The 20,486-nt window shown below is 63.0% G+C and carries 18 protein-coding genes and 1 other RNA gene; 12 read left to right on the top strand and 7 right to left on the bottom strand.

Annotated features, from left to right (window positions below):
- Positions 1-18: 18 nt before the first annotated feature.
- The 6 genes from QCE79_RS08045 to trxA form a co-directional block, all read right to left on the bottom strand.
- Positions 19-1,377, bottom strand: coding sequence for an MATE family efflux transporter (locus tag QCE79_RS08045; RefSeq protein ID WP_250465062.1), 1,359 nt, complete (start codon positions 1,375-1,377; stop codon positions 19-21).
- Between the two features lie 39 nt (positions 1,378-1,416).
- A complete protein-coding gene (locus QCE79_RS08040; protein ID WP_250464983.1) occupies positions 1,417-3,180 on the bottom strand; it encodes a glycosyltransferase family 39 protein in 1,764 nt (587 codons plus the stop codon).
- Positions 3,181-3,436: 256 nt separating this feature from the next.
- Complete coding sequence (locus QCE79_RS08035) at positions 3,437-3,691, bottom strand: type B 50S ribosomal protein L31 (RefSeq protein WP_016345518.1); 255 nt, start codon at positions 3,689-3,691, stop codon at positions 3,437-3,439.
- Positions 3,692-3,825: 134 nt separating this feature from the next.
- Complete coding sequence (locus tag QCE79_RS08030; RefSeq protein ID WP_250464981.1) at positions 3,826-4,650, bottom strand: zinc-dependent peptidase; 825 nt, start codon at positions 4,648-4,650, stop codon at positions 3,826-3,828.
- A gap of 212 nt (positions 4,651-4,862) precedes the next feature.
- The gene (rho, locus tag QCE79_RS08025; protein WP_244825353.1) at positions 4,863-6,128 is read right to left on the bottom strand and encodes a transcription termination factor Rho; all 1,266 of its coding nucleotides are present in this window, start codon (positions 6,126-6,128) and stop codon (positions 4,863-4,865) included.
- Positions 6,129-6,368: 240 nt separating this feature from the next.
- Positions 6,369-6,695 carry a thioredoxin TrxA gene (gene trxA / locus QCE79_RS08020; protein ID WP_008349330.1) on the bottom strand — a complete coding sequence of 109 codons (327 nt, stop codon included), beginning with the start codon at positions 6,693-6,695 and terminating at the stop codon, positions 6,369-6,371.
- A 347-nt stretch (positions 6,696-7,042) separates the two neighbouring features.
- Here trxA and ffs point away from each other — a divergent pair.
- The 6 genes from ffs to QCE79_RS07990 all read left to right on the top strand — a co-directional run bounded on the left by ffs (position 7,043) and on the right by QCE79_RS07990 (position 13,042).
- Positions 7,043-7,141: signal recognition particle sRNA small type (gene ffs / locus QCE79_RS08015), an RNA gene on the top strand.
- Positions 7,142-7,326: 185 nt separating this feature from the next.
- Positions 7,327-10,467 carry a DNA polymerase III subunit gamma/tau gene (gene dnaX / locus QCE79_RS08010; protein ID WP_309843241.1) on the top strand — a complete coding sequence of 1,047 codons (3,141 nt, stop codon included), beginning with the start codon at positions 7,327-7,329 and terminating at the stop codon, positions 10,465-10,467.
- Between the two features lie 118 nt (positions 10,468-10,585).
- Positions 10,586-10,912, top strand: coding sequence for a YbaB/EbfC family nucleoid-associated protein (locus tag QCE79_RS08005; RefSeq protein ID WP_244825351.1), 327 nt, complete (start codon positions 10,586-10,588; stop codon positions 10,910-10,912).
- Between the two features lie 59 nt (positions 10,913-10,971).
- On the top strand, positions 10,972-11,568 hold the full coding sequence (recR, locus tag QCE79_RS08000; protein ID WP_244825350.1) for a recombination mediator RecR: 597 nt from the start codon (positions 10,972-10,974) through the stop codon (positions 11,566-11,568).
- A 22-nt stretch (positions 11,569-11,590) separates the two neighbouring features.
- Positions 11,591-11,815: a DUF1653 domain-containing protein gene (locus QCE79_RS07995; RefSeq protein ID WP_014191626.1), complete on the top strand. Its 225-nt coding sequence runs from the start codon at positions 11,591-11,593 to the stop codon at positions 11,813-11,815.
- Positions 11,816-11,836: 21 nt separating this feature from the next.
- A complete protein-coding gene (locus QCE79_RS07990; protein ID WP_309843237.1) occupies positions 11,837-13,042 on the top strand; it encodes a CaiB/BaiF CoA-transferase family protein in 1,206 nt (401 codons plus the stop codon).
- Positions 13,043-13,172: 130 nt separating this feature from the next.
- Here QCE79_RS07990 and QCE79_RS07985 read toward each other — a convergent pair whose 3' ends face one another.
- Positions 13,173-14,147, bottom strand: a complete 975-nt coding sequence (locus QCE79_RS07985; RefSeq protein WP_309843236.1) for an NADPH:quinone oxidoreductase family protein — start codon at positions 14,145-14,147, stop codon at positions 13,173-13,175.
- 103 nt (positions 14,148-14,250) lie between these two features.
- Here QCE79_RS07985 and surE point away from each other — a divergent pair, with 103 nt between their 5' ends.
- The 6 genes from surE to rlmD all read left to right on the top strand — a co-directional run bounded on the left by surE (position 14,251) and on the right by rlmD (position 20,465).
- Positions 14,251-15,009 (top strand): 5'/3'-nucleotidase SurE, encoded by a 759-nt coding sequence (gene surE / locus QCE79_RS07980; protein WP_309843235.1) that lies wholly within the window; start codon positions 14,251-14,253, stop codon positions 15,007-15,009.
- Positions 15,006-16,103 (top strand): protein-L-isoaspartate(D-aspartate) O-methyltransferase, encoded by a 1,098-nt coding sequence (locus tag QCE79_RS07975; RefSeq protein ID WP_250464973.1) that lies wholly within the window; start codon positions 15,006-15,008, stop codon positions 16,101-16,103. Before surE ends, QCE79_RS07975 begins: the two co-directional genes overlap by 4 nt.
- A gap of 5 nt (positions 16,104-16,108) precedes the next feature.
- Positions 16,109-17,050, top strand: a complete 942-nt coding sequence (locus QCE79_RS07970) for a peptidoglycan DD-metalloendopeptidase family protein (protein ID WP_244825345.1) — start codon at positions 16,109-16,111, stop codon at positions 17,048-17,050.
- A gap of 11 nt (positions 17,051-17,061) precedes the next feature.
- On the top strand, positions 17,062-18,159 hold the full coding sequence (rpoS, locus tag QCE79_RS07965; RefSeq protein ID WP_250464972.1) for an RNA polymerase sigma factor RpoS: 1,098 nt from the start codon (positions 17,062-17,064) through the stop codon (positions 18,157-18,159).
- Between the two features lie 45 nt (positions 18,160-18,204).
- A complete protein-coding gene (locus tag QCE79_RS07960; protein WP_250464970.1) occupies positions 18,205-18,981 on the top strand; it encodes a 3'-5' exonuclease in 777 nt (258 codons plus the stop codon).
- Between the two features lie 65 nt (positions 18,982-19,046).
- Positions 19,047-20,465 (top strand): 23S rRNA (uracil(1939)-C(5))-methyltransferase RlmD, encoded by a 1,419-nt coding sequence (gene rlmD / locus QCE79_RS07955; protein WP_309843234.1) that lies wholly within the window; start codon positions 19,047-19,049, stop codon positions 20,463-20,465.
- Positions 20,466-20,486: the final 21 nt, after the last annotated feature.

Raw genomic sequence — 20,486 nt, 5'->3', positions numbered from 1 at the left:
GACGCATTTCGGCGATTCTCAGCGCGTCGCCACGTTGCGATGCCGCGTACTCACGCGCCGCCAGTACAGAAAGAGGCCGACGCCCGCCACGCCGAGACTCACCGTATTGGCTATCCAGAAGCCGCGCGCGCCTTGCAGCCACTCGGGCACCATGCCGCCGACATCGAAGCCGAGCAGATAGCCGCCGCCGAGGCCGATGCCCCACAGCGCGATGGCGTAGATGACGGTCGGCACGAGCGTGACCTTGTACGCCCGCAGGATGAACGCCGTGGTGATCTGCAGCGCGTCGCAGAGGTGATAGAAGAAGATGATGAAGACGAGCGGCATCGCGGCGGCGATTACGTGGGCGTCGGGCGTGTAGGCGGCGATGATCTGCGGCCGCGCGGCAAGCAGGATCACGCCGTACACCAGCGCCAGCACGCACGCCATGCCGATGCCGTGCCGCGAGATCGAGGCCGCGTCGTCCAGACGCTTTGCGCCGAGCGCCTGCGACACCAGCGTCGACGACGCGATCCCGATGGCAAGCGGCGTCATGTAGAGCACCGCGCCGAGGTTGCCCGCGATCTGATGTCCCGCGAGCGTGGTCGTGCCGAAGCGCGAGATGAAGAGCGCCATGAACGTGTACGACGTCACTTCGATGAGATACGAAAGCCCCATCGGAATGCCGAGACGCAGCAGCGCCATCTGCCGCTTCCACACCGGCCAGCAAAAGCGCGCGAAGATGCCGAACGGCCGGAAGAATTCCACGCGCAGCAGCACCGTGATTCCGACGATGGCGAGCGCCCAATTGATGAGCGTGCTCGCAAGCGCGCAGCCGGGACCGCCGAGCGCGGGCACGCCGAAACCGCCGAAGATGAACCAGGTATTGAGCGGAAACTTGAGCACGAGCCCGCCGACTTGTAGAAACATCACGAGCCGCGGTTTGCCGACCGCGTTCGCCAGCGAGCTATACACGCGAAACACGAGACTCGCGGGCAGCCCGAACGAGAGAATGCGCAAGTAGTCCACCGTGCGGTCATGTAGCGCGGGCGGCGCTTTCGCGAGACTCAGCAGCGGTTCGGGAAAGTAGAGCAGAACGAAGCCGATCACCATGAGTACCGAAGCGAGCCACAGCGCCTGCCGCGTTTCCTCGCCGATTTCCGCCTCGCGGCCCGCACCGAAGAGTTGCCCGGCAATCGGCTGGAGCGCGACGAGAATGCCCGTCAAGCCGATATACACCGAGATATAGACGGACGAACCGAGCCCGAGCGCCGCGAGATCGGTGGCGGAGAAGCGGCCGACCATCGCGGTATCGATCACGCCGAACGCGATCACCGCAAGCTGGCCGATCAGCACGGGCCAGGCAAGCGCGCCGATCTTGCGGACATCGCTCAGCATGCCCGTGGCGGCTTTGGAAGACACGGCGGCGCCCATGCGTTATTGCACCCGGCGCAGGCTTTTCGGACGCAGCGGCTTCTTGACCGGCGGCGTGGGGCGCGCAATGCGCACGTAGAGGCGGAAGCGCTCGTCGCGGTCGGCCACGCGCCGGCCTTCCCAGACGAGCTTCCATTCGAACGCCGAGATGGACGGCGGATCGCCGTAATCCGCGCGATCCTGACGCAGCACCACGTCGCAATCTTCGTCGAACGCGAAGTGCATGCCGCCGAAGTACGCGAAGGTGGCGATCTGCGCGTCGCCGAGACGTGCGGGCGAGATGCAGTTGTAGTCGGGCGGAAGATGATCGGCGATCTGCTCCGCGACATCGCGATACGTCCGGCTGTAGTTGACGACCGGCAGCCATAAAGTCATGAGCAAAACCCACATCAGCGTGGTGCCCGCGCTCGATAGCACGACGCTGCGCCACAGCACCTTCGGATGGCGTGCAAGCCGCCAACGCGCGAGCAGGAACCAGCACGCCGTCACCGCGACCGCGCAGACGAACGAAATGAGTTTGAATTCGGGATGAAAACCGGGCGCGAGGCGTGCGAGATTGCGGGCCATGGGCGCGGGAAAGCCGAACATGCCGGCCGTCCACACGAGCCAGACGAGCGTGCCGATGATCGTGAAACTGAGCATGGCGAACCAGTCGATCGCGTTGATCGCGCCGCGTTTCAAGGTCGGCAGCGCGAAAGTCGCGAGCACGGACAGCGGCGGCAGCAGCAGCAAGAAGAGGCGATTGGTTTCGCGCGCCTGCAGCACGACGAGCACGAGCAGCGGTCCGATCACGGACAAGGGCACGGCGACGTGCGGCGAGCGGCGCATGCCGCCCCAGCTCACGAAGGCCCAGATTGCAAGCGGCCAGGCGGGCCAGGTGAAGAGCGGCAGGTTCTTCATCGCGTAGCCGAACACGAGCGACGGCGGCCCGGAGAAGGTATCGAAGCTGTTGCGCCACCATTGACGCAGCCACCATTCGCCATCGTCGGGGAAGAAATGCAGCGTCGGCAGCACCCACGCGGCGATCAGCACGACGGCGACGGGCAGGCCGTAGATCAGCAGCGGCGCGGCGCGCACCTGACGCACGATGATGGTCATTGCAAGCGTGCATAGCAAAAGCGCGAACACCAGCACGGGCGAGCTCGATAAGCCGACCACGCCGATTGCCGCGCCCCACACGAGCGCACCGTGAATCGGCTTGTCAATGCTGCGAACGAGGCCGTAGATGAGCATCGCGGTGCCGGCGAACTGCGCGAGCTGCGGCGTGGTTTCGTGACCGCGCTCGGCGAGCCCGAAGCAGGCGAGGAGAATCAGCAGGGCGCCGTCGGCGAGCGTGCGGCCGTAGTCGCGCGGCTCGGGTTCGCCGCCGAACGCGTATTTGAATGGCTGGGCTTCGTCGCGCCGGCCAAGCAGATAGGCCGTGTACCAGACGAACGCGCACGCGATGGTGAAGAGCAGGCCCGTGACCACGCGCGAGGCGTTGCTGGCATCGACCCACGGACTCAGGATCCGGATCGACGATGCCCCGAGCCAGTACATCAGCGGGCCGTCGCCCGTGAGCGCCTTGCCGACGAGATTGGGCAGCAGCCAGTCGCGCGCGTCGCCGTTGGCCATCGTCCACATCACGCCGAAGCCCGCCGCGTCCTCGTTCTTCCACGGGTCGCGGCCGAACAGCCCGAACGACGCGTAGACGATACAGATGGCGAGCAATAGCCAGCGCGGCAGGGCGCTGGTGGCGGAGGCGGTCAGACGAACGACAGATCGCATGCGTGAGGGCTTATCGAGAGAAACGGGCAGTGCGCCGTGCGTTGGTGCGTGCGGGTAGGTTGCCAGGTGCGTGCAAGCGCGGCGGGGGCCAGAGCATCCGGCATTGTAGACGCGCGCCTCGGAGTGCGTCAGTGTCGACGGGCTCGCGGTAACGCCGTGCAACAACCCTTACCGTTTTGCCGTGCAGCATCATGGAAACGGCAGAGACAAAAAAGGGCAGCCAGAGCTGCCCTTTTTGCTGAAGCGGTGGTCCGTCTTACTTCTTGGTGGAGAAGCGAGCGAACTTGTTGTTGAACTTCTCGACGCGGCCTGCCGTGTCCATGATCTTTTGCTGACCGGTGTAGAACGGATGCGATTCCGACGACACTTCGATCTTCGCGAGCGGGTACGACTTACCGTTGAATTCGGCGGTTTCGCGCGTCTGGATGGTCGAGCGGGTCACGAAACGGAAGTCGTTCGACATGTCGACGAACAGAACTTCGCGATAATTCGGGTGAATGCCTTCTTTCATGGTCTTTCCTGGTATCTGGCGGTAGCCAACCCGTTGCGTCTTGAGTTCAAGGCGCTCGTGCGAGTCACTTGCCTAGGGTCGAAAAACGGCGATTATGCCAGAAAATCAGACCCTTGACATCTTTTTGGAAAGCTTTAGAAGAGGGCGCCGACGCCCGCCGGGTCCTGCCGGTAATAGCGCGCAAGCAGGCGATACAACTCGGGATACTCCGCTTCGAAGGGTTTCGGCGTAACGAACAGCGCCTCGCTGCAGACCGCGAAAAACTCGGATGGATGATCTGTCGCGTAGGGATCGATCAGCGATTCGCGCTCGAAGCGGCCGAAACGGCGCTGCGGCACCGCGTCGACGCGGGCGCAGAATTGGTCATAGGCGTTATCGAAGACATCGGCCCATGCGGTCGAGTCGAGCGGCGCGTGCCAGCGTCGATAGAGCGGCGGATGACCATCGGCCTCGCCGTTCACCATGTCGATCTTGTGGGCGAATTCGTGGATCACCACGTTGTAGGCGTCGGCGCCATCGGCCATCTGGGCATCTTCCCACGAGAGCACGACCGGGCCGCCTTCCCATGCTTCGCCGCTGGCATCGTGTTCCACTTCGTGCACGACGCCGTCCTGGTCTTCCACCGTCTTTTTGATGACGAACTCGCCCGGATAGACAATCACGCCGACCCAGCCGCGATAAAGGTCGAGACTGAGGTTGAGGACGGGCAGACAGGCTTGCGCGGCGATGGAGACGATCATGGCGTCGGTCAGTTCGAGATCGTGCGCGGTCGAGAATTCCTTTTGCGCGATGAAGAGACTCGCGGTCTCGCGCAGACGTTCGAGGTCGGCAGGATTCAGGTGGCCGAAGCACGGATAGGCATCGAGGGTGCGCCGCCACAGGCTTTCGTCGATCGCGTATTTGCGCAGCGTGCGCTCGCGGCGTTGCGCGCCGAACCAGCGGGTGAAGGGATTGGTCATCGATTGAGGCGTTGGAAGCGCGATAGACCGGATTGTACGGATGGGGGAGGATCGTGGGCAGAATGCGCTGCTTGCGGGATCGGCTGGAGCTGTCGCCACGCGGATAGAGTGGCCGGCAAACGCGAATCGACATCAGCCGACAGCGACGACATAAAAAAAACCGCCTGACCAAAGGCAGGCGGTTTTTTCTCGACGCATAAGCGAATGGCAAATCAGCTGCCACCACGCCGCATCAAGTCGAAGAACTCGGAATTGCTCTTCGTCTGACGGATCTTGTCGAGCAGGAATTCCATGGCTTCGACTTCGTCCATGTCGTGAATGAACTTGCGCAGCACCCAAACCTTTTGCAGCAGGTCCGGCTTGATCAGCAGTTCCTCGCGGCGCGTGCCCGACTTGTTCAGATTGATCGACGGATACACGCGCTTTTCCGCGAGACGCCGTTCCAGGTGCACTTCCATGTTGCCGGTGCCCTTGAACTCTTCGTAGATCACGTCGTCCATGCGGCTGCCGGTTTCGATCAGCGCGGTGCCGATGATCGTGAGCGACCCGCCTTCCTCGATATTGCGCGCGGCGCCGAAGAAGCGCTTCGGACGCTGCAGCGCGTTGGCGTCGACACCGCCCGTCAGCACCTTGCCCGAGGCCGGCACGACCGTGTTGTAGGCGCGTGCGAGACGCGTGATGGAGTCGAGCAGAATCACGACATCGTGCTTCATTTCGACCAGGCGCTTGGCCTTTTCGATCACCATTTCCGCGACTTGGACGTGGCGCGCGGCAGGTTCGTCGAAGGTGGAAGCGATCACTTCGCCCTTGACCGAACGCTGCATTTCCGTGACTTCTTCCGGACGCTCGTCGATGAGCAGCACGAACAGCACGATATCCGGGTGGTTCGACTTGATGGCATGCGCGATGTGCTGAAGCATCACCGTCTTGCCCGACTTCGGCGACGCCACGAGCAGACCGCGTTGGCCCTTGCCGATAGGCGAGATCATGTCGATGATCCGGCCAGTGACGTTTTCCTCGCCGCGCATTTCGCGCTCGAGCGGCAACGGCTTATTCGGATGCAGCGGCGTGAGGTTCTCGAACATGATCTTATGTTTCGAGGCCTCGGGCGGCTGCCCGTTAACTTTGTCGACCTTCACCAGCGCGAAATAGCGCTCGCCGTCTTTCGGCGTGCGCACTTCGCCTTCGATGGTGTCGCCGGTGTGCAGATTGAAGCGGCGAATCTGCGACGGGCTGATATAGATGTCGTCCGTACTCGCGAGATACGAAGTCTCGGGTGAACGCAAGAAGCCGAAGCCGTCGGGCAGCACTTCGAGCGTGCCGTCGCCGAAAATCGTGTCGCCACCCTTGGCGCGCTTTTTAAGTATGGCGAACATGAGTTCCTGCTTGCGCAGGCGGTTCGCATTTTCGATCTCGAGGCCATTGGCCATCTCGATCAGTGCAGACACGTGCTGAGACTTGAGCTCGGATAAATGCATACGGATTTCCCGCCAGGGAGAAGAGGTACGACAGAAAGATTTGGGAGAAGAGGTGAGCGGAACCGCTCTAGGACTTAGTACTTCTTGAACTCTTGTAATTCTAGCATAGCACACGCGACGCGAGCCTTAGCTTGGCCGGGGGCGGGGCCTTGGCGCCGATGTTGTCGGTGGACAACATCGGCGCCGTGGTTCAAGCGCGGTTCAAAGGCCGACGATGCTGGCTCCGAACCGGTCGAGCTATTACAGGTTGCTGTCCAGGAACGCGGTCAACTGCGACTTCGACAGCGCGCCGACCTTCTGCGCGGCCACTGCGCCGTTCTTGAACAGGATCAGCGTGGGGATACCGCGCACGCCGAACTTTACCGGCGTCGATTGATGCTCGTCGACGTTGATCTTCGCGATTTGCAGGCGATCGCCGTAATCCTTTGCGACTTCATCGAGGATCGGGGCAATCATCTTGCACGGACCGCACCACTCGGCCCAGAAATCGAGCAGAACAGGTTTGTCCGACTTGACGACGTCTTGTTCGAAAGATGCGTCGCTGATGTGCTTGATTGATTCGCTCATTGTCTGAATACCTCTATTGATTCGAGGCCCGCGTTTGAATGCTCGCCACGATACACCAAAACAGTAAAAGATTTTCGTCGCCGCTTGGGCGAGACGAAGCCGGCTTACCACGTCTGACGAGCCTTGCGGACTGGCCGCATGGACGATGAAGCATGCGCCGCACGTGATTCAACGCTCATCTTAGCTTAATTTGCTATCTGTCGCCGATGCCGATAGGCGCCGTCGCGCAGCCCTTCATTGCTCAACTGGAGGCGCATTCGGGCAATGCAAGAGCGGAGCCGCATGCAGTCGGCGACGTGCTCGCGAGGTCTATCGGGCGCGGCTATCGGCGTGATATGATTCGACGTGACGGGCCTCCTCGCATGGTGGCGCGGTCAACCTGGTCAGGTCGGGAACGAAGCAGCCACAGCCGCTTTCCACCAGTGCCGAGGGTCGGGCTCGTCACCTTCCGCCTTATTTGCGTTTTTCCGGCTTCAGTCTCCGCGGTTTCCTGCTTCACTCTCCTCTGGTTTTTAGTCGATTCGCTCGCATCTACGCGACTTGAATCCGCATCTTCACGCGTGCTCCGGATGCGCCGGACAGCCGCTTTCGGCGGCGTTTGCCGCTAGTCGTTGCTGATACAATTTCGCGCATGACCTATCAAGTTCTCGCACGCAAATGGCGGCCGAAATCGTTCGAGTCGCTCGTCGGCCAGGAGCACGTCGTTCGTGCGCTCACGCACGCGCTCGACGGTGGCCGCCTGCATCACGCGTATCTTTTCACGGGTACGCGCGGCGTCGGCAAGACCACGCTTTCGCGCATCTTTGCAAAAGCGCTCAACTGTGAAACCGGCGTGACCTCGAAGCCGTGCGGCGTGTGCCGCGCTTGCCGGGAAATCGACGAAGGCCGTTTTGTCGATTACGTCGAAATGGATGCGGCGAGCAATCGCGGTGTCGACGAAATGGCGGCGCTGCTCGAGCGCGCGGTTTATGCACCGGTCGACGCGCGCTTCAAGGTCTACATGATCGACGAAGTGCACATGCTCACGAACCACGCGTTCAACGCCATGTTGAAGACGTTGGAAGAGCCGCCTCCGCATGTGAAGTTCATTCTCGCCACGACCGATCCGCAGAAGATTCCGGTCACCGTGCTGTCGCGCTGCCTCCAGTTCAATCTGAAGCAGATGCCCGCGGGACATGTCGTGTCGCATCTGGAGAACATCCTCCAGCAAGAGAGCATTGCTTTCGAAGTGCAGGCGCTGCGGTTGTTGTCGCGCGCGGCGGACGGCAGCATGCGCGACGCGCTTTCGCTGACCGATCAGGCTATCGCCTATTCGGCCAATCAGGTGACCGAGGAAGCCGTGCGCGGCATGCTCGGCGCGCTGGATCAAAGCTATCTGATCCGTCTGCTCGATGCCCTCGCCGCAAGCGATGGCGCGGGCGTGCTTGCCATCGCCGATGAAATGGCTTTGCGCAGTCTATCGTTCTCGACCGCGTTGCAGGATCTGGCGAGCTTGCTGCATCGGATTGCGTGGGCGCAGTTCGCGCCGGCATCGGTGCTGGACGAGTGGCCGGAGGCGGGAGATATTCGTCGATTCGCCGAGGGCTTGTCGGCCGAACAGGTTCAGTTGTTCTATCAGATCGCGACCGTCGGACGCAGCGAACTGGGGCTCGCGCCGGATGAATACGCGGGCTTCACCATGACGCTTCTGCGCATGCTCGCGTTCGAACCCGCTGGCGGTCCTGGCGGAGGTGGCGGTGGCGGGCTCGCGGTGAGTGCGCCGCAAAGCGTGAAGGGCGCGCGCAATGCGGCGCTCGCGGGAGCTATGGCGGAGCGGGCCGTGGCGCCGGCACCGGTGGCTCGCGATGGCGTTCTGGCGGATCGAGCGGGCGCGCGGCACCAGATTAGCGACCGTTCTTTTGAAAAGTTGGCTGAGTCAGGTGAAGCGGCTGCTTCCGATTTGGACATGCATGGCGCACGGTCTGCGACCTCGGCGAAAGTCGGGCCACGTGACGCATCCGACGAGCTTGCGGGCGCTGAAGCGAAGCGCAGTGTCGAATCGGCTGAATCAGTCGCGGAGCCAGTCGCGAAGCCAGTCGGCGCGTCCGATGCACGAGAATCGGCGATGGCGGATGCGGCATCGCGTGCGGCTTACGCCGGTTCCGCGGACTTGCCGGACGCTGGAGGAAGTGCCGCTCCTTCGGGCGCGAAGAACGCGACCTCTGGCGATTCGACTGCGCTTGCAAACACGGCTGGCTTGTCAAGCGCATCGAGAGCGGACGTCGGTTATTCAGCTTTAGTGTCGGACAGCGCCGCATCTTCAGGCGCGCAGACGGCCACTGCCAATCCCGCTCCTGCCGCAGATAGCGCCACGCCTTCAGGCGCACGGGATATTGCCGTTGCCGATTCAGCCGCGCCTCTGAACACCATCGCATCTTCAAGCGATGCACCAGTGGCGCAGGAAGACTTCAATTCGGCCACGCCGAGCGCCGCATCTTCAGATGTGCGGAAGGCCGACTCTGCCGATTCGCCTTCTGTAGCCGAGGCCGCCGAATCGCCGCTTGCTCAAGGCACAGGAGAGATCGTTCAGGCCAATACACCATCTGCTGTCGGGAATGCACGAGACGTTGTTTCCGACGAAGTGCCAGTCGCATCGGCGCCGCTTTCTGCCGCGGCTCGGCAAGCTGTAGACGAGGCTTCTAATAATGGCGCGTCCGAAACCACGTCGCCGTCTGCCGGATCAGTCGCGCCGCGCAGCGCCGCAGGTGGCGCAAGGGACGCGCTCGAAGTATTGCGTAGTGCGGGCATGCGACTTTCATCGGATCGTGGTGGAAGAGGCGCGGCGGCAGCGCCAGCGGGCGCTCCTGCTGCAACGAAACCTGCCGTGCCGAAGCCCTCGGTTCCCGTGCCGACGCCGCGCCGCGTCGCGCCGCGCGCCAGCGCGGGCTCTGACGTACAGGCGACGCCTGCGGCAGACAACGCGGGTGCTGATGCCATTGGCGGGAGCAACGTCGGCCTCGACAATGGCGTTCGCGAGCGCAGCACCGGCGTGGGCGTCGACAGCAAGGGCAACGGTAGCGCCCACATCAACACCAACACGAACGCTAGCGTCGACAATACCGCTCGCGCCGGCAATGACGCCAACGCGAAAGCAAGCCCCAAGGTCATCCCTCCTTGGGAAGACATGCCGCCCGACGACTACCCGCCGCCCGGATCGGAGGATGAATACTTCTCCGCCGCTCCCGACGACGGCTACATGCCCGCGTTCGATAACGCACCGGACGACATGCGCTTCGGCAACGAACCCGCGCCCACAGCGAAGCCCGCGCCGAAGATCGACGCCACGCCGCTGCCGCCCGCCGTGCCGCTCGACCCTATCGGCATCGCGGGAGAATGGGCGACGCTCGCGGTCGATCTGCCGCTCAAGGGCATTGCATACCAGCTCGCGTTCAACAGCGAACTGACCGCCTGCGACGCCAGTTCGCTCACACTCGTCGTTCCCGTGCCGCAATACGCGGACGCCGCGCAAGTCGCCAAGCTCAAGACCGCGCTCACGGAGAAACTCGGCCGCGCGCTCGAGGTCAATGTGTCGGTTGCGCCCGCACGCCGCACCGCCGCCGCGCTCGACGCCGCCGAACGCGCGAAACGCCAGCAGCAAGCCGAGCAGGAAATCAGGCAAGACCCGTTCGTGCAATCGCTCATTCGCGATTTCGGCGCGAGCATCGTGCAGGGATCGATCAAGCCGGTTGCCGCAACGGGCGCGAATCCTTCGGGCGCGTCTTCTGTAAGATAAGCCATCCCGCGAGGCGCGCCGTCAGAAGCCGCGCCGCGAACGAATCAACCGGGCGCACGGGCATTTTCGCCTGAGCGTCTGCCCGTCATACGCACTATCCGTTTCAAGGAGCCGAATCATGATGAAGAACCAACTCGCCGGGCTGATGAAGCAAGCTCAGCAAATGCAGGAAAACATGAAGAAGATGCAGGATCAGCTCGCGCTGATCGAGGTCGAAGGCCAGTCCGGCGCCGGTCTCGTCAAGGTGACGATGACCTGCAAGAACGACGTGCGCCGCGTGCAGATCGACCCGAGCCTGCTCGCCGACGACAAGGACATGCTCGAAGACCTGGTCGCCGCCGCGTTCAACGACGCCGTGCGCAAGGCCGAAGCCACCACGCAGGAAAAGATGGGCGGCATGACGGCCGGCATGCCCATGCCGCCCGGCTTCAAGCTGCCGTTTTAAGCGCGTGGCCGAAGGCGCACGCGGCGTTTGCCGCGCTTTCGGCCCGCCCATGAGGACACATGAAACAACCATCCGCCTTGTCGGCGCTCGTCGAAGCGCTGCGTGCGCTGCCCGGCGTCGGCCCGAAGTCGGCGCAGCGCATGGCGTATCACCTGATGCAGCACGACCGCGCGGGCGCCGACAAACTCGGCAACGCGCTGCTGTTCGCGACCGGGCATCTGAAGCACTGCGAGAAGTGCAATACCTTCACCGAAGCCGACATCTGCGAAGTATGCAGCGACGAAGAACGCGATTCCGCGCTTCTATGCGTCGTCGAGACGCCGGCCGATCAGATCATGCTGGAGCAGACGCTCACGTATCGCGGGCTCTACTTCGTGTTGATGGGCCGGCTGAGTCCGCTCGACGGCATCGGGCCGAAGGAAATTCACTTCGAGCGGCTCATCAACCGCGCGCTCGACGGCACCGTGAATGAAGTGGTGCTTGCCACCAACTTCACCAACGAAGGCGAGGCGACCGCGCACTATCTGGCACAGACGCTCAAGTCGAAAGGGCTGAAGGTCACGCGGCTCGCGCGCGGCGTACCGGTGGGCGGCGAACTCGAATACGTCGATGCCGGCACCATCGCCCGCGCGATGCTCGACCGCCGCTCGGTGTGAGAAAAGATCAAGGACTGCATCGATGACAGAAACCGAAGCACTCGCGCTCGCGACGCATCGACATTACAAGGGCGGGCTGTATCGCGTGATCGGCGTCGCGCGGCACTCGGAAACCGAGGAAGCCATGATCGTCTACGAGCATCTCTGGCCGCATGATCGCGGTTTATGGGTCCGGCCCGCCGCGATGTTCAACGAGACGCTCGCCGACGGCGCGCCGCGCTTCAAGCCACTCGACATCCCACTTTAAAAATTGGCGGAGACGAACGACATGACCGCATCGACGGGCCCGCTTGCCGGCGTCAAGGTGCTGGAACTCGGCACGCTCATCGCGGGACCGTTCGCGGCGCGCTTCATGGGCGAATTCGGCGCGGATGTCATCAAGATCGAAGATCCGAAGGGCGGCGATCCGCTGCGCAAGTGGCGCAAGCTTTACCCTGAAGTGGGCGGAACGTCGCTCTGGTGGGCGGTACAGGCGCGCAACAAGAAGTCCGTGACGATCAATCTGAAGGCCGAAGAGGGCAAGGCGATCGTGCGGCGGCTGGCGAAAGAAGCGGATGTCGTCGTCGAAAATTTTCGGCCGGGCTTGCTCGAAAAACTTGGGCTCGGCTATGAGGTGCTTTCTGCCGAAAACCCCGGTCTCGCGATGGTGCGGCTCTCGGGATACGGCCAGACCGGGCCGTATCGCGACAGACCGGGCTTTGGCGCGATCGCCGAATCGATGGGCGGCTTGCGTCATATCACGGGCTATCCCGAGTTACCGCCGCCGCGCATCGGCATTTCCATTGGCGACTCCATTGCCGCGCTGCACGGCGTGATCGGCGCGTTGATGGCGCTGCATCATCGGCAGGTGAATGGCGGCAAAGGGCAGGTGGTCGATGTCGCGCTCTACGAAGCCGTCTTCAACATGATGGAAAGCGTGGTGCCCGAGTACGGCGTCTATGGCATGGTGCGCGAGCGCACCGGCGCGTCGCTGCCGGGCATCGTGCCGTCGAATACCTATCCGTGCCGCGACGGCAGCATCGTCATTGGCGGCAATAGCGATCCCATTTTCAAGCGGTTGATGACGGCAATCGACCGTGCCGATCTCGCCGACGATCCCGCGCTCGCTTCGAACGATGGCCGCGTGCCGCGCACGCAGGAAATCGACGATGCCATCGCCGCGTGGTTGTCGACGCGCAGTATCGACGAGGCGCTCGCCGTCCTCAACGCCGCCGATGTGCCCGCCGGCCGTATCTACAGCGTGGCCGACATGTTCACCGATCCGCAGTACATCGCGCGTCAAATGCTGCAGCGTTTTCCGTGGCAGGACGGCCGTGAGATCACGCTGCCGAACGTGACGCCGAAGCTGTCCGAGACGCCTGGCGAGACGCGCTGGCTCGGGCCGCAACTCGGCGAACATACGGATGAAGTGCTTCGGTCGCTTGGGTATGCCGAGGACGACATCGCGCGGTTGCGTGCGGCGAACGTGATCTGAGGAAGTCGTTACGCGTAAAAAACGCGAACTCTCGCGGCGGCCCGAAGATGGCCGCGACACCGGTGCCGGCTTGCGCATGGGGCAGGGCGTCGCGCATGCACCGTGGCCCACGACCAACCTTCGAAGCGCCTCAAGGCTCGATCACGATCTTCCCCGTCACGCGCCGGTTCATCATGTCGTCGAGGGCTTGCGCGGTTGCATCGAGCGGATAGCGTTTGGTCACCACCGGCAGCAACTTGCCGGCCTTGATCCAGTCGACCATGGTGGCAAATTCGGTATCGGCGATCGCGTGTTCGCGGCGCATGTGATCGCCCCAGAACACGCCGACAATGCTCGCGCCCTTCAACAACGCGAGGTTGAGCGGCAGCTTCGGGATCTCGCCGTTGGCGAAGCCGACCACGAGATAACGCCCGCGCCAGCCGATGCTGCGAAACGCCGGTTCGGCATAGGCGCCGCCCACCGGATCGAATATGACATCGGGACCTTGGCCATGGGTGAGCGCCTTGACGCGCTCGCGCAAGTCTTCGTTTCGATAGTCGATGATTTCATCCGCGCCTTGCTCGCGACAGAACGCGAGCTTTTCCGCGCTCGATGCCGCCGCGATCACGCGCGCGCCGAGAATCTTGCCGATCTGAATGGCCGCGACGCCGACGCCGCCCGCCGCGCCGAGCACGAGGAGCGTCTCGCCCGACTTGAGCGCGCCGCGATCCACGAGCGCGTGATAGGACGTGCCGTAGGCAAGCGTGAAGGCTGCGGCGAGCGCGAGGTTGACGTCGTCGGGCAGCACGACGCAATCCGTTTCCCGAGCACGCGCCTGTTGCGCGAATGCCCCTTGCGCGGTGTAAGCCGCGACGCGCATGCCAGGTTTCACGCGCGTGACGCCCGCACCCACCTCACGCACGATTCCCGCGAGTTCCGCACCCGGCGTAAATGGCAGCGGCGGTTTGAACTGGTACTTGTTCTGGATGATCAGTACATCGGGAAAATTCACGCTCGCGGCCTTCACATCGATGACGATTTCCCCGGCTTCGGGGTGCAAATCCGGCAGCGTTTCGACGGTGAGCGTATCGGGTAATCCGTGTTGGTTGCATCGAACGGCGCGCATGTGTCCTCCTTGATGGCCTGGCGCCAAGTGTAGGGCAGACGGCTGTCTGTGCGCGACCCCGCAAAGCGTGGGCGCGTCATGTTTCCTCGGTTACAATCGCCGGATGCGAATCCTACTCAGCAACGACGACGGCTACCTGGCGCGCGGCATCAACGTGCTGCACGACGCCTTGCAGCCGCTCGGCGAAGTAACGGTGATGGCGCCGGAGCAGAACTGCAGCGGCTCGTCCAACTCGCTCACGTTGTCGCGGCCATTGAGCGTGCATCAGTCGGCTAACGGTTTCAACTTCGTGAACGGCACGCCAACCGACTCGGTGCATATCGCGCTCACCGGCATGCTCGAAGCGCGGCCCGATCTCGTCGTGTCAGGGATCAACAACGGCCAGAATGTCGGCGAGGACACGCTCTATTCCGGCACGGTCGCGGCCGCCACCGAAGGCTTCATGTTCGGCATTCCGGCTATCGCGTTTTCGCTCGTCGGGCGTGACTGGCTGCATCTCGAAGATGCGGCGCGCGTGGCCGCCGAAATCGTCGCGCATTTTCTGGATCACCCCATGCCGGGTCATCCGCTTCTGAACGTCAATATTCCGAGCCTGCCGTACGACCAACTGCGCGAGTGGAAGGTCACGCGTCTGGGCAAGCGGCATCCGTCGCAGCCGGTAGTTCGCCAGACCGACCCGCGCGGCAACCCGATCTACTGGATCGGCCCGTCGGGCGACGCGCTCGACGCCAGCGAAGGCACCGACTTTCACGCAGTCGCGAACGGCTTCGTTTCGATCACGCCGCTGCAGCTCGACCTGACTCACACGAAACTCATGGCCGAGACCCGCGAATGGGCGCAAGCCGGGAGCCGTCGCTCATGAGCGACGAGCGCGCCAAGCGCTTCCCGCTGGCGCTCGCGGACCTCGTGCGCGAGCCGCGCAAGCCGGCCGGCCGCACGCAGGACGCGCGCGCCAAGTCGGTGGCGGTATCGACCACGAAAGCCGCTGCCGCGAAGCCGGGCAGTGTGCGCGGCGCGGCTTCAGCGCTCAAGAATCCGGCGAGCGCGGCGGCATCCGCCAAGTCTGCGACCACGGTTTTTCCGGTGCGCTCGGTAGCCCAGCCTGTCGTCAATTCCGTCGCCAAGGCCGCTACCAAACCGGCAAGTGGAACCGCGAAACCGGTTCCGGGCGCGAATCGCAGTCCGGCCCAGGCGCCGCATCCCCGAACGAGTGCATTGCGCACCGCGCAGCGTCCCGCCGGACGCGATCTGAACGCGGCATCGACGGCCACGAAAAAGGGCGCGCCCAACGTGGCATTCGCCAGCACGCAGACGCTCACCTCGGAACGGGTGCGCGAGCGCATGGTCGAACGCCTGCGCACGAACGGCGTGACCGACCCGCGCGTGCTGAACGCCATGTCGGTCGTGCCGCGCCATATGTTCGTCGACCCCGGCCTCGCCGCGCAGGCTTACGAAGATGCCGCGCTGCCGATCGGTCACCATCAGACCATCTCGAAGCCGTCGGTCGTCGCGCGCATGATCGAACTGGTCGCGGCAGGGCGCACGTTGGACAAGGTGCTGGAAATCGGCACCGGTTGCGGCTATCAGGCAGCGGTGCTGTCGCAGGTCGCGACCGAGGTTTATTCGATCGAGCGCGTGCGGCCGTTGTCCGAACGCGCCAAGCTCAATCTTCGGCCGCTGCGTGTGCCGAATATCCGGCTGCATTACGGCGACGGGCGGCTCGGACTGGCTGCCGCGGCGCCGTTCGATGCCATCGTGATCGCGTGCGCGGGACTCGACGTGCCGCAGGCCTTGCTCGAACAACTGGCGATAGGCGGCAGGCTCGTCGCGCCGGTGGGCTCGCAGGCCGCGCAGTCGCAGGTGCTCACGCTCGTCACGCGCGTGTCGGCCACGCAATGGCGGGAGTCGCAGCTCGATCGCGTTTTTTTTGTACCTTTAAAATCCGGAGTGATTTGAAACCGATGAGTATCTTGCGTGCTTTGCGAGAAACGCGTGCGGACGTTCGCCTAACGGCGGCGCAGCGCGGTGTGTGCGTCCTTGCGCTGTCCATGCTGGCGGCCTGTGCGTCGCGGATGGATTCAGCGCCGGTGGTCGACAGAACGGGCGCGCCTATCGCCACGGATGCCGCCGCGCTTGCCAACCAGCCGCCGCCGCCTGGCTATATTCGCGTGAAACCGGGCGACACCCTATATCGGATCGCATTGGAAAACGGTCAGAATTATCACGACATCGCAACGTGGAATAACCTGACGAACCCGAACCAGATCGAAGTCGGTCAACTGGTGCGTGTGGCGCCTCCGGGTGCGAATCTGGCAGCGGCGACGCCGGGCGTGTCGACCGCACCGATCGCGGGTGGCGCGGTGGCTACGCAACCGCTTAACGGCGGCGCGGGCGTCTATGGCACGCCGCAGTCGGGTGCAACGACGCAGCCGCCGTACTACGGTCCGTCGTCGGGCATGGGCGCGGCGCCGGGCGCTGCATCGGGTGCGCTCGCGGGCACCACGCCGGCGCCGGGCGTGGACAGCGCGGCAACGGCTCAACCGGCTTTCATCTGGCCGGCGCGTGGTCCGATTCTCGGCACATTCGACGACGCGAAGAACAAAGGTTTGAACATTGGCGGTGCACCGGGAGATGCAGTCAATGCATCGGCGGATGGCAGGGTCGTCTACTCCGGAAATGGCTTGCGCGGCTACGGGAATCTCATCATCATCAAGCACGACGCGACTTTTCTCACTGCGTACGCACACAACCGCGCTTTGATGGTAAAAGAAGGAGACGCGGTGACCAAAGGTCAAAAAATCGCCGAAATGGGCAACAGCGATTCAGACCGTGTGATGTTGCATTTCGAAGTTCGCCGGCAGGGAAAACCTGTTGACCCACTGAAGTATTTGCCGCCGCAATAAAGCGAGCCATCATGCAAAAAACGAAGCGCCGCCAGCCGCAAGCCGAGACTGAGACCATCAGCCGACCGTTGCAAGTGTCGGTGGAAGACGGTGCTTCGACCCGAGACGACGATGCCGAAAACATCGACGTCGATATCGATTCCGACGAAGAAGGCGAAAACCGTAAAAAGGGTGGCGACGAGTCGGGAGAAGGCGCAAACGATTCCGCGCCCGAACCCGACGACTTTCGCTCTCTTTTGCAGGCCGAACTGACGGCCGACACCATTCAGCATTACCTCAATCGCATCAGCGTGAAGCCGCTGCTCACCGTCGAGGAAGAGCAGCGTTATTCGCGTCTTGCCAAGGCGGGCGAGTTCGAGGCGCGCCAGGTCATGATCGAGCGCAATTTGCGGCTGGTGGTGAGTATCGCTAAGGGTTATCTCAATCGCGGCGTGCCTTTGCTCGATCTGATCGAGGAAGGCAACCTCGGTCTCATGCACGCAATCGAGAAATTCGATCCCACGCGCGGTTTTCGTTTTTCGACTTACGCCACGTGGTGGATTCGCCAGAGCATCGAGCGCGCAATCATGAATCAGGCGCGCACGGTGCGCCTTCCGGTGCATGTGATTCGCGAGCTGAATCAAGTGTTGCGCGCGAAGCGTCATCTGGAAAAGAACTCGGCGAATTCCACCGATCCCGTCGCGCCTGAGCGCCGCGACGCGAGCATCGAGGATATTGCGTATCTCACCGGCAAGACGCCGGAGGAAGTCACCGATATCCTCGCGCTCAACGAACACACGGCTTCGCTCGATGCCCCGCTCGACCTCGACCCCGGCAGCAGCCTGCTCGATCTCCTTTCGGACGATCAAAGCCAGTCGCCGGATGCCGAAGTTCAGCACCGCGAACTGGAAACGCTCACGCGGCTCTGGCTTTCGCGTCTGTCGGACAAACATCGGCATGTGATCGAACGGCGTTTCGGGCTGAACCATATCGAACCCGCCACGCTCGAAGAACTGGCCGATGAAATGGGCCTCACGCGCGAACGCGTACGGCAAATCCAGCAAGAGGCGCTCGTGCGGCTCAAACGCTTCTTCGCCTCGAACGGCGTGCGCAAGGACGCCGTGCTTTAACGCTCCAAAGCGGCGTTCGAAAAAGCGCCGCGTTTCCAGAATTCAATGACACCGATTCTCGTATTCGACATCGAGACCATTCCCGATGTCGACGGCATTCGCCGTCTCGAAGACTTACCCGACGATCTGTCCGCGCGCGAAGTCGCCGAACACGCGTTCGCCGCGCGCCGCGAGCGCGTAGGCAACGACTTCTTGCCGCATCATTTGCAACGCATTGCCGCGATCTCCTGCGTCTTTCGCGACGACAGCGGTTTTCGCGTGCGCTCGCTCGGCACGAAGACGGATGGCGAGGCATCGCTGATCCAGTCGTTTTATCGCGTGATCGAAAAATACACGCCGCAACTCGTCTCGTGGAACGGCGGCGGTTTCGATCTGCCCGTGCTCCATTATCGTGCGCTCGTGCATGGCATCGCGGCGCCGCGTTACTGGGACTTGGGCCAGGACGATCGCGAGTTCAGGTTCAACAACTACATCAGCCGCTATCACATGCGGCATCTCGACCTGATGGACGTGCTCGCGATGTATCAGGCGCGCGCCAACGCGCCGCTCGATGCACTCGCGAAACTGTGCGGCTTTCCCGGCAAGCTGGGCATGGACGGCGGCAAGGTGTGGGACGCCTATTGCGATGGTCAGATCGACGAGATCCGCAACTATTGCGAAACGGATGTCGTCAACACTTACCTTATGTATTGCCGCTTTCAGATGATGCGTGGCGGACTCACGCCGGACGAGTACGCGGACGAGATCAACTTCGTGAAGAACGCGCTCGCGCTGGAAGCGTCGCCGCATTGGGCCGAATATCTCGCCGCATTCGGCCGGTGAGTGCGAGGCCGTGACGTTCGTCTACAATCTCGCCTTTGCCAACACGTCAGTCAGGAAGTACGCAGGTGTCTGAAGCCGCTCGAAAAAATTCGCATCGCCGCCGCGCCGCGCCGGCCAAAACCGTTACGCCCGATCCGTCATTCGTCGCGCCCGAAATCGAAATCGAGTCACTCGACATGGACGCGCGCGGCGTCGGCCGCACGGTCAACGGGAACGGCGAGCCGGGCAAGGTGATCTTCGTCGAAGGCGCGCTGCCCGGCGAACGAGTGAGCTATTCGAGCTATCGCAAGAAGCCGAGTTTCGAGCAGGCGCAAGTGGTGAACGTGTTGCGCGAGGCGGTCATCCGCACGAAGCCGAAGTGTCAGTTCTTCGGCACGTGCGGCGGTTGTTCCATGCAGCATCTCGACGTGCGCGCGCAGATTGCCGTGAAGCAGCGGGTGCTCGAGGACAATCTCCAGCATTTGTCGAAACTGCGCGCGGAAACCATGTTCCGGCCGATTCACGGGCCGTCGTGGGGTTATCGCTATCGCGCGCGCCTGACGGTGCGGCACGTCGAGAAAAAGGGCGGCGTGCTCGTCGGCTTTCATGAACGCAAGAGCAGCTATGTCGCCGACATGACGAGTTGCGAGGTGCTGCCGCCGCACGTTTCCGCCATGCTCGTGCCACTGCGGCATCTGGTAGCCGGTTTGTCGATTCGTGACCGCATGCCGCAGATCGAGCTTGCGGTTGGCGCGGACGTGACGGCGCTGGTGTTGCGCATTCTCGAACCGCTCAACGACGCCGACGAAGCGCTTTTGCGCGCCTTTGCCGACGAACACGCCGGCGTGCAATTCTGGCTGCAGCCGAAAGGTCCCGACACGGTTTATCCGTTTTATCCGCTCGAGAGCGAACTGGCTTATACGCTGCCGGAGTTTCACATCCGCATGCCATTTAAGCCGACTGATTTCACGCAGGTGAACCATCAGATCAACCGCGTGCTCGTGGCGCGCGCGTTGAGCCTGCTCGCGCCGGAACAGAACGATCGTGTGCTCGATCTGTTTTGCGGCATCGGCAACTTCACGCTGCCGCTTGCGCGCGTGTCGCGCGAAGTGGTGGGTATCGAAGGAAGCGAAGCGCTGACCGCGCGCGCGCTGGAAAACGCGCATGCCAATGGCGTGGACGGCCATACGTCGTTTGCCTGCCGCAATTTGTTCGAAGTGACTGCCGACGATCTGCGCGCGCTCGGGCACTTCGACAAATATCTGATCGATCCGCCGCGCGAGGGCGCGCTCGCGGTGGCGAAGGCGCTTGCGGACATCGCTCAAAGCGGCGAGGGTTCGCTGCCGAAGCGCATCGTTTATGTGTCGTGCAACCCGGCGACGCTCGCGCGCGACGCCGGCCTGCTCGTCCACGAGGCGGGGTATCGGATGAAGGGCGCGGGCGTCGTCAACATGTTCCCGCATACGTCGCACGTCGAATCCATTGCATTGTTCGAACGCGACTGAAGCGCTTTTATTTAAGAAGGC

The sequence above is a fragment of the Caballeronia sp. LZ003 genome (assembly GCF_031451465.1).
Lineage (GTDB): Bacteria > Pseudomonadota > Gammaproteobacteria > Burkholderiales > Burkholderiaceae > Caballeronia.
The sequence above is the reverse complement of the archived record's forward strand: the minus strand, read 5'-3'. Positions and strand labels throughout refer to the sequence as shown.

Excerpts from the sequence above, each read along its gene's own strand:
- QCE79_RS08045 (WP_250465062.1), bottom strand. The coding sequence starts at position 1,377 with ATGCTGAGCGATGTCCGCAAGATCGGCGCGCTTGCCTGGCCCGTGCTG.
- QCE79_RS08040 (WP_250464983.1), bottom strand. The coding sequence starts at position 3,180 with ATGCGATCTGTCGTTCGTCTGACCGCCTCCGCCACCAGCGCCCTGCCG.
- QCE79_RS08035 (WP_016345518.1), bottom strand. The coding sequence starts at position 3,691 with ATGAAAGAAGGCATTCACCCGAATTATCGCGAAGTTCTGTTCGTCGAC.
- QCE79_RS08030 (WP_250464981.1), bottom strand. The coding sequence starts at position 4,650 with ATGACCAATCCCTTCACCCGCTGGTTCGGCGCGCAACGCCGCGAGCGC.
- rho (WP_244825353.1), bottom strand. The coding sequence starts at position 6,128 with ATGCATTTATCCGAGCTCAAGTCTCAGCACGTGTCTGCACTGATCGAG.
- trxA (WP_008349330.1), bottom strand. The coding sequence starts at position 6,695 with ATGAGCGAATCAATCAAGCACATCAGCGACGCATCTTTCGAACAAGAC.
- dnaX (WP_309843241.1), top strand. The coding sequence starts at position 7,327 with ATGACCTATCAAGTTCTCGCACGCAAATGGCGGCCGAAATCGTTCGAG.
- QCE79_RS08005 (WP_244825351.1), top strand. The coding sequence starts at position 10,586 with ATGATGAAGAACCAACTCGCCGGGCTGATGAAGCAAGCTCAGCAAATG.
- recR (WP_244825350.1), top strand. The coding sequence starts at position 10,972 with ATGAAACAACCATCCGCCTTGTCGGCGCTCGTCGAAGCGCTGCGTGCG.
- QCE79_RS07995 (WP_014191626.1), top strand. The coding sequence starts at position 11,591 with ATGACAGAAACCGAAGCACTCGCGCTCGCGACGCATCGACATTACAAG.
- QCE79_RS07990 (WP_309843237.1), top strand. The coding sequence starts at position 11,837 with ATGACCGCATCGACGGGCCCGCTTGCCGGCGTCAAGGTGCTGGAACTC.
- QCE79_RS07985 (WP_309843236.1), bottom strand. The coding sequence starts at position 14,147 with ATGCGCGCCGTTCGATGCAACCAACACGGATTACCCGATACGCTCACC.
- surE (WP_309843235.1), top strand. The coding sequence starts at position 14,251 with ATGCGAATCCTACTCAGCAACGACGACGGCTACCTGGCGCGCGGCATC.
- QCE79_RS07975 (WP_250464973.1), top strand. The coding sequence starts at position 15,006 with ATGAGCGACGAGCGCGCCAAGCGCTTCCCGCTGGCGCTCGCGGACCTC.
- QCE79_RS07970 (WP_244825345.1), top strand. The coding sequence starts at position 16,109 with ATGAGTATCTTGCGTGCTTTGCGAGAAACGCGTGCGGACGTTCGCCTA.
- rpoS (WP_250464972.1), top strand. The coding sequence starts at position 17,062 with ATGCAAAAAACGAAGCGCCGCCAGCCGCAAGCCGAGACTGAGACCATC.
- QCE79_RS07960 (WP_250464970.1), top strand. The coding sequence starts at position 18,205 with ATGACACCGATTCTCGTATTCGACATCGAGACCATTCCCGATGTCGAC.